The organism is Streptomyces sp. NPDC059850 (assembly GCF_042731515.1).
Classification (GTDB): Bacteria; Actinomycetota; Actinomycetes; order Streptomycetales; family Streptomycetaceae; genus Streptomyces.
The window spans coordinates 56,880-64,044 of record NZ_JBHWJI010000055.1 but is presented as its reverse complement, the minus strand read 5'-3'; the positions used below and the strand labels follow the sequence as shown (position 1 = coordinate 64,044).

Sequence of the window (7,165 nt, the reverse complement as noted above, 5' to 3'; positions counted from 1 at the left end):
CACTTGGGACGGGTGACCGTCCCCAGTGGTCGTCGCCTAGCTCACGTCAGTAGCCGACGTACAGGTCCCAGTCCCAGACCGACGGCTGGCAGCTGTAGATCCTCCACATCCCGGCCTTCACGCCCGCCTTCGCCACGCTCAGGCACTCGCCCTGAGTCCAGTAGTCGTCGTAGAACTCCATGGCCATCGGGGTGGCCGCCGACACGGTCTGCGGTGCGGGTGTGGTGGCCGCCTGAGCGGGGACCGTCGCGGCTCCGACCGCGAGCACGGCCCCCAGTGCGGTGCCCGCCAGAATTCGTCCGATACGCATGACTCGCTCCTCTCAGAAGCCCTCGGCGAGGGCATGCCACAGAGACTGCTGACCGTTGAGAGGCCGGAACAAGAGATGCTGGCTGTCCCGGACAGCCACGATGTGTCCGGGCTGATCAGAGCGTGTCCGGATCGCGTCCCGGACAACACGATCGAACGGGCCCCGGGCGTCGGCCGCTTCGCCGCCAACACGCCTGCGCGGCCTCCCGGCCTCCCCGTAACCTGACGTCGAGCAACGCCCCCAGTGCCCATCCTGGGCGCACGGCAGACGCGGTGATGGCGAGAGGGACGGGTGGTCATGGAGTGGGCACGGTTCGCCGAGCGGATGGCGACGATGGCGCGGGACCTGCTGGCGCAGGACTCGGTCGACGCGACCCTGGAGCGGATCACCGCGTGTGCCGTGGACATCGTCGAGGGGTGCGACGCGGCCGGAATTCTGATCTTCCACGGTCAGCGGGTGGAAACCCTGGCCCCCACGGACGGGCTGGTGGTCCGCTCCGACGAGTTGCAGGACCAGCTCGCCGAGGGCCCGTGCTTCGACGCCGCGCTCCGTAGCCGTCCCGTCTACCGGATCCTGGACTTCGCCGAGCCGCAGGAGGCCTGGCCCGAGTTCGCGAGCCGGGTTCACGCGCTGGGCGTCGGGAGCATGATGGCGTTCCGGCTCTACACGCGCGAAGAGGAACTCGGCTACCTGAATCTGTACGCGCGGCGACCGGCGGTGTTCACCGAGGGCAGTGAGACGGCGGGCTGGCTGCTGGCCTCGCACGCCGCGGTCGCCTTCTCCAGCGCCCGCACCGCCGACCAGCTCCAGCACGCGCTGACCACCCGGCACACCATCGGCGAGGCCATGGGCATCCTCATGGAACGCCGCAAGATCGGCGAGGACGAGGCCTTCGGCGTACTGCGGCGGGTGTCCCAGGAACGCAACATCAAACTGCGGGACATCGCCCGGCAGATCAGCGAGCGCGGCGACATCGACGGCCACGCATAGCGCGTCAGTTCGGCCGAGGTCCCCATGGAGTGTCCGCCGTGGCGGTCGTCCGGCAGGCCGTGCGCACACTTCGCACCCGCTCCGGTTCGACGCGGCGGCGGTAACCCGGTAACCGCGTCGACCGGTGCGAGTGGGGTGGCCACCGTCCGACCCGCGGCCGTCTCAGGGGCGGGCCGTGGCTCCGGGGCGGGCCGCGCTGCCCGGCAGCGGGGTGGTCGCGGGCCGGTCCGCGAGCACGTCGAGGATGTTGTCGACGGCGAGATCGACCATGGCGGCCCGGGTGGCCTCGGTGGCCGAGCCGATGTGCGGAAGGGTCACCACGTTCGGCTCACCGGCCAGCGGCGACAGGTCGGCGCCCATGGGTTCGCGTTCGTAGACGTCCAGGCCCGCCGAGTGGATGGTTCCCTCGCGTACGGCGCTGAGCAGGGCGTCCTCGTCGATGACCCCGCCGCGGGAGGTGCTGACCAGGGTGGCGGTGGACTTCATGGCCGCCAGCTCGTCGGCGCCGATGAGGTGGCGGGTCTGCGGGGTCAGGGGGACGTGCAGGGAGACCACGTCGGCCTCGGCGAGCAGGGTGGCCAGGTCCACGGCCTTGGAGGGCGGGTCCTGGGTGTCGTCGGGCGCGAAGGGGTCGTGGTGCAGCAGGCGCATGCCGAAGCCCTGGGCCCGGCGGGCCACCGCGCGGCCGATCTGGCCGAAGCCGACCAGGCCGAGGGTGGCGCCGTGGATGTCCAGCCCCAGGTAGTCGTCCATCCGGAACAGGCCCCACTGCCCGGCGGCGAGTGAGTCGCGGGCGGAGCCGAGGCGGCGGCGGGCCATGAGGATGAGGCCGAAGGTGAGGTCGGCGGTGGTCTCGGCGAGCACGCCGGGGGTGTGGGTGACGACGACGCCGCGCTCGGCCGCCGCGTCCCGGTCCACGCCGTCGAAGCCCATGCTGGCCAGTCCGACGACCTTCAGGGAGGGTCCGGCGGCGTCGAGCAGGGCGGCGTCCACCCGGTCGTTGCCCAGGCAGAGGATGCCGGTGGCACCGGCGGCGAGGGCGTGCAGTTCAGCCGGTTCGGGCTTGCCGTGGCCGTCCCAGCGCACCAGGTCCGCCTGGGCCGCCAGCCGGTCCAGGCCCCCGCCGGGCAGGGCGGGCCGGGTGGTGAGTACTCGCTGCGTCATGCGCCACTCCCTTATTTTTCCACTGAGTGGAAAATCCATCTATTCAATGGGAAGCATCGTCAGTACGATCGCCGGGTGATGTCAACCACTGGATGAAAATCGATTCCGCGGAGTGGTAATTTGCACAGCGTGACCACCAGCGACGTACCGGCCGATGTCGTCGGCCGGGCGATCCGGCTGCTCGTCCTCGTCGGCGAGCATCCACACGGCATCACGCTGTCGGCGCTGGCCCGCGAGAGCGGCGTCCCCGTCAGCACCTCGCACCGGCTGGTCAACTCGCTCTGCCGGGAGGGCCTGGTGGAGTTCGAGGCCGACGGCAAGCGCTACAAGCCGGGGCTGCGGCTGTTCCAGCTCGGCCAGCAGGCGGGCCAGGTGTACGGCTTCGCCGGGACCGCGCTCCCCGTGATGCAGCGCGTGACGCGGCAGACCGAGGAAGCCACCCTCATGTCCGTCCTCGACGGTACGCGCCATCTGTACGTGCACTACGTGGACGGTCCCCAGCCGGTCGGCGTGCGCAGCGATCCCGGCCGCCACGGCCCGCTGCACTGCACCTCCATGGGCAAGGTGCTCATGGCCTTCGCCCCCGACGATGTGCGCACCGACCTGCTGGAGCGGGTCGAGCTGACCCCGCACGGGCCGAACAGCATCACCGACCGCGACGTCCTGCGCGAGGCCGTCGCCCACGCCGCCGAGCGCGGCTACGCCACGGCCGACGAGGAGCACCACCGGGGCTTGCGCGCCGTCGCCGTCCCCGTCCTGCGGCCCGACGGAAGTGTCTTCGCCGCCCTGTCCACCGCCGCGCCCGCCTTCCGCCGCAGCGTGGACGACCTGGTCGCCATGGTGCCGCTGCTGCAGGCGGCGGCCTCCGAGCTGGGCGTCCGGCTGCCGGTCCGCTGACGACGAACCCGAGGAGTTCGGCGCCCGGAACCCGAGGAGTTCGGCGCCCGGGGCGAAGGGCACGTGCGGCTGTCGTACGCTGCCTGCCAGCCCGGAATCCATCACCGAGGGGGTCCGACGACTGGCTCGCGGCCTCTCGGCCCTTCGCTGAACGGTGGTTCACATGCAACAGGAGAGTCGGCCGATGCGCAGTGACACCGAGCGCAATCGCAGGCAGCTCATCAAGGCCGCCGCGCGGCTGTTCGAGAACTCGCCGACCCAGGTCAGCCTGGCCGACATCGCCAAGCACGCCGAGGTGTCCACCGCGACGGCGTACCGGCACTTCTCCTCCGTCGAGGAGATCCTGCACGCCTTCCGGTCACAGGTGGGCACCGAACTGTGCGAGTTCAGCGCGCGGCAGACCACCACCGGCATGGTCAAGCTGGAGGCGGTCTCCCGCTACTGGGTCTCGCTCGTCCTGGAACACGGCGGCGCGATGGCGCAGATGCGCTCCCACCGCGGCTACCTGGAGCGGCTGCGCGAGGGCACCGGCTACCTCGCCCCGCAGGCCGAGGCGCTCGAGGAGCCCCTGCGGCAGACCACCGAGGAACTCGGCCTCGCCGACCTGGGGGACGCGGCCCTGTACCTGTGGAACACCCTGTTCGACCCCCGCGACATCCTCGACCTCATCAAGAGCGGACGGACGGAGGACGAGGCCGCCACCCGCCTGGTGTCCGCCCTCCGCGGCGCCCTGATCGGCTGGTCCACGGCGGAGGAGCGTCCGGGCGGGCTTGGTGGATAACGAAAGGGTCCGGCCGGAATCACCTCGGTGACTCCGGCCGGACCGCCTCTCATCGTGGGGGTTACGCCCGGTACAGGTAGAGGTACCAGAACGAACCCTCTTTCCCGTCGCAGCGGTACTGGCGGATGCTGGGGTCATTCTTCGAGAGTTCGCCGCCCGCGACCAGGCAGTTGTTCTGGCTGAGGTACCAGTTGTAGTACTCCCATCCGGCTGCCTGCGTCGTCCGGGCCGTCTCGGCCTGGGCCGAAGCGGCTCCCGCCAGCAGTGCGGTGCTCATCGCCACGGCGGAGATTCCCGCCTTGATCGACTTAACCATGAGTGGTCTCCCAACGTCGGTGGGGCTTCCCCATGAGTAGAGCGCCGCCCGCGTTGTTCAGCAGCCGCTTCAGCCGCGTGAACAATGCCGATGAGTCGCTGCCGTCGAACGGGGGTTCTAGACGTTCGGGACGCGCAGCTTGTCCCAGCTCTTCTTGCCCGGGATGCCGTCGGCGTCATCGCCGGAGTAGCCCAGCTTCCGCTGCCACGCGGCGTACGACTTCTTGTCGGCGTCCGTCCACTCCGGGCTCGGGCCCTCCTCGTAGCGGCCACAGCCCTCGGCCACGAGGCGCTTGCCCATGGCTGTGATGATCTTGCTGACGCGGCCGCCGCGGAAGAAGTCGGCGCCCGGGAAGGGCTCGTACGTGGCCGGGGGCTTCGGCTTGGGCTCGGTCGGGCCGTCCGGCTTGGCGCCGAGCCGCTTGGCGATGCGGGTGCGCATGGAGTTCATCGTGAAGCCCCGGGGGTCCACCTTCCCGGGCTGCCACTCCAGGTGGCCGATCACCGACCGCTCGCTCCAGTCGTGGGCGCGGCAGATGGCGGCGGACACCTTCTCGATGGCCAGCTTCTGCGCCTCGGGCCACGGATCGTCGCCGTCGCCGAGGTTGACGCATTCGAAGCCGTAGAAGCGGGCGTTGCCGTCCTTGTCGGCCTCGTTGTCGGTCGGCAGCTTGGTCTCGTTGATCACCGCGTTCAGGACGTCGTTGTCGCCGAGGCCCGCGTGGTTGGCGCGACCGTTGCCGACGAGGTGGACCTCGCCCTTCTTGTCGATGACGCCGTGGCACAGCGGTCCCGGCAGCGACGCGTGTCCCTCGTAACAGAGTTCGACGGAGCTGGCGGTGCCAGAGGTGACGGTGTGGTGGATCATGACGCCGTTCACCGGGCCCCAGGGGCCCTTGGAGTTGCGGTTGTGTGAGCGCCAGCTGCGGTATTCGTGAACGGTCAGGCCCTCATCGCGCAGGGCCTTCAGAAGTCTGTCGGCGCTCAGGGGTGTTGCCATGGTGGGGTGCTCCTTCGGTGCTTCTGGTATCCGTCATATACGGATGCCGTGATGGCATGACTCAGTTGCGGTCGGTGTGCGACGCATCAACTGCCGGACCGGCGTGGGTTTCAGGACTCGGAGTCGGCGGACCCACCGTCCGCTTCGGCCTCCGCGGCCTCGGTCCGCGCCGATGCCTCCGCCTCGGCCGCCAGGGCCGCCGCGTCCGCCGCCGGGACGGGGGCGGCCAGCGGCGCGAAGGTCATCCGCAGGTCGGTCACCTCCTCCTCGCCGTACACCCATCCGAGCGGCGCGTAGTGCACCTGGATCCCGTCCGGCGCCCGCAGCAGCGGCTTGCGGGCCGCGTCGGCCGGCCACTCCACGGCGCCGGTGGCCGTACGGGCCGGAACCAGCCAGTGGTCACCGGACCGGTAGGTGCCGCCGAGCGCGAAGTACACCTCGACGCCGTCCTCCAGCGGCAGCCAGCGGCCCTCCTCGACCTTCACCGCGCCGTGCTTCAGCCCGGCCGCCGCGCCCTTGCGCGGACGGCGTGCGGTGGCACGCTGATCCCAGCGGCGCAGATACGGGTGCAGCTCCGGGCGCCGCCCGACACCCGGCTCGGGCTCGCCGGAGAGCCGTATCCGCCGGCCCGGCAGGTCCACCTCCTCCACGCGCAGCAGCGGCAGTGGCTCACCGCGGCTGGCGGTAGCGGTGTCCACGCACTCGACCCAGTCCCCCACGTTCAGATCGAGCTTGCCGTCACCACCCAGTGACGCCAACTCCACCCAGGTACCGTCGAGTTCGTCCACGGGGAAGACCACGGAGCCGTTCTCCCGCGACCACTTGAAGGTGGCGTCCTTGGCGGGGCCGCCGTCGTGGATCTCCACCCGGTACAGCTGGTTCTCCGGCCCCCGGTAGCGGGCGTCCGGCCTGACCAGGCACGGGTCCTCGTCCGCGTGGTCCGGCCGCTCGCTGCGCGCGGCGAGCCGGGACGCGGGCGCCCCTGCGGTGGCGGCCCACTTGGTGAACGCCTTGCGGATCAGGTCCCGCTGGTCCCCCGGGCCGTCCTCGACCTCCAGCCGCGAGCCCTCCAGCGGCAGCACCTGCCAGACCACCTTGAGCCGGGCGGCGGTGTCCGGCATCGCCGAGCCGAGGGCCACCTCGCGGAGCGCCGGGTCCTCGGCGGCGGTGACCGTGCGCTCCCATACCTTCAGGTAGGCCAGATACGGGAACTGCGTGGGCAGCCGGTCGGCCGCGCGCTCCGGGTCGCGGAAGGCATCCGGCTGGTCCCAGTACGTCCAGGTGGCGGGCGGCACGGACGACTCGGCGTCCGGTCCGGCCTCGTCGGCGGCGTTGTCGGTGCCCGGGGCTTCCGCCTCGTCGTCCACCGCCTCGTCGGGCCGCGGCCGGCTCGCGTCGCAGAGGATGCCGTCGACGTAGTAGCGGCCGCCGCCGATGAGGAGGTCGTCCAGCTCGCGGTTGCCGCCCTTGAAGTCGATCTTGAAACCGGTGTTCCCGGCCGGGCCCCCGTGCTGCCCGATCAGGTCGGTGGCGAGGGTACGGGCCTGCTGGAGCTGGATCGCGGTCTGCTCGTTGGCGTCGGCGTCGAGCTGGACGCGGCCCTGCTGGGCGACGACCGCCGAGTAGTGCCGGTCGGGCCGGAAGGTGTTGCGGGAGAGGTCTGCGTGCATCGGAAGGGTTCCCCCTCGATCAGGCGATCAGGTTCGTG

The 7,165-nt window shown here is 71.0% G+C and carries 8 protein-coding genes; 3 read left to right on the top strand and 5 right to left on the bottom strand.

Features of this window, described 5'->3' with window-relative positions:
- Nucleotides 1-46: 46 nt before the first annotated feature.
- The gene (locus ACFV9T_RS33780) at nt 47-310 is read right to left on the bottom strand and encodes a hypothetical protein (protein WP_385446322.1); all 264 of its coding nucleotides are present in this window, start codon (nt 308-310) and stop codon (nt 47-49) included.
- Nucleotides 311-607: 297 nt separating this feature from the next.
- Between ACFV9T_RS33780 and ACFV9T_RS33775 the strand changes: the two genes are divergently transcribed.
- A complete protein-coding gene (locus ACFV9T_RS33775) occupies nt 608-1,300 on the top strand; it encodes a GAF and ANTAR domain-containing protein (protein WP_385446321.1) in 693 nt (230 codons plus the stop codon).
- A gap of 162 nt (nt 1,301-1,462) precedes the next feature.
- Here ACFV9T_RS33775 and ACFV9T_RS33770 read toward each other — a convergent pair whose 3' ends face one another.
- The gene (locus ACFV9T_RS33770) at nt 1,463-2,464 is read right to left on the bottom strand and encodes a 2-hydroxyacid dehydrogenase (protein ID WP_385446320.1); all 1,002 of its coding nucleotides are present in this window, start codon (nt 2,462-2,464) and stop codon (nt 1,463-1,465) included.
- Nucleotides 2,465-2,593: 129 nt separating this feature from the next.
- On the opposite strand from ACFV9T_RS33770, the gene ACFV9T_RS33765 reads away from it, so the two are divergent.
- Both ACFV9T_RS33765 and ACFV9T_RS33760 read left to right on the top strand, forming a co-directional pair.
- Nucleotides 2,594-3,361, top strand: coding sequence for an IclR family transcriptional regulator (locus ACFV9T_RS33765; RefSeq protein ID WP_385446319.1), 768 nt, complete (start codon nt 2,594-2,596; stop codon nt 3,359-3,361).
- 184 nt (nt 3,362-3,545) lie between these two features.
- Entirely contained in the window at nt 3,546-4,142 is a 597-nt protein-coding gene (locus ACFV9T_RS33760) for a TetR/AcrR family transcriptional regulator (protein WP_385446318.1), read from the top strand.
- A 61-nt stretch (nt 4,143-4,203) separates the two neighbouring features.
- Here ACFV9T_RS33760 and ACFV9T_RS33755 read toward each other — a convergent pair whose 3' ends face one another.
- The 3 genes from ACFV9T_RS33755 to ACFV9T_RS33745 all read right to left on the bottom strand — a co-directional run bounded on the left by ACFV9T_RS33755 (nt 4,204) and on the right by ACFV9T_RS33745 (nt 7,127).
- On the bottom strand, nt 4,204-4,458 hold the full coding sequence (locus tag ACFV9T_RS33755) for a hypothetical protein (protein WP_385446317.1): 255 nt from the start codon (nt 4,456-4,458) through the stop codon (nt 4,204-4,206).
- Between the two features lie 117 nt (nt 4,459-4,575).
- A complete protein-coding gene (locus tag ACFV9T_RS33750; protein WP_385446316.1) occupies nt 4,576-5,457 on the bottom strand; it encodes a peptidoglycan-binding protein in 882 nt (293 codons plus the stop codon).
- Nucleotides 5,458-5,567: 110 nt separating this feature from the next.
- Complete coding sequence (locus ACFV9T_RS33745) at nt 5,568-7,127, bottom strand: DUF6519 domain-containing protein (RefSeq protein WP_385446315.1); 1,560 nt, start codon at nt 7,125-7,127, stop codon at nt 5,568-5,570.
- Nucleotides 7,128-7,165 lie beyond the last annotated feature (38 nt).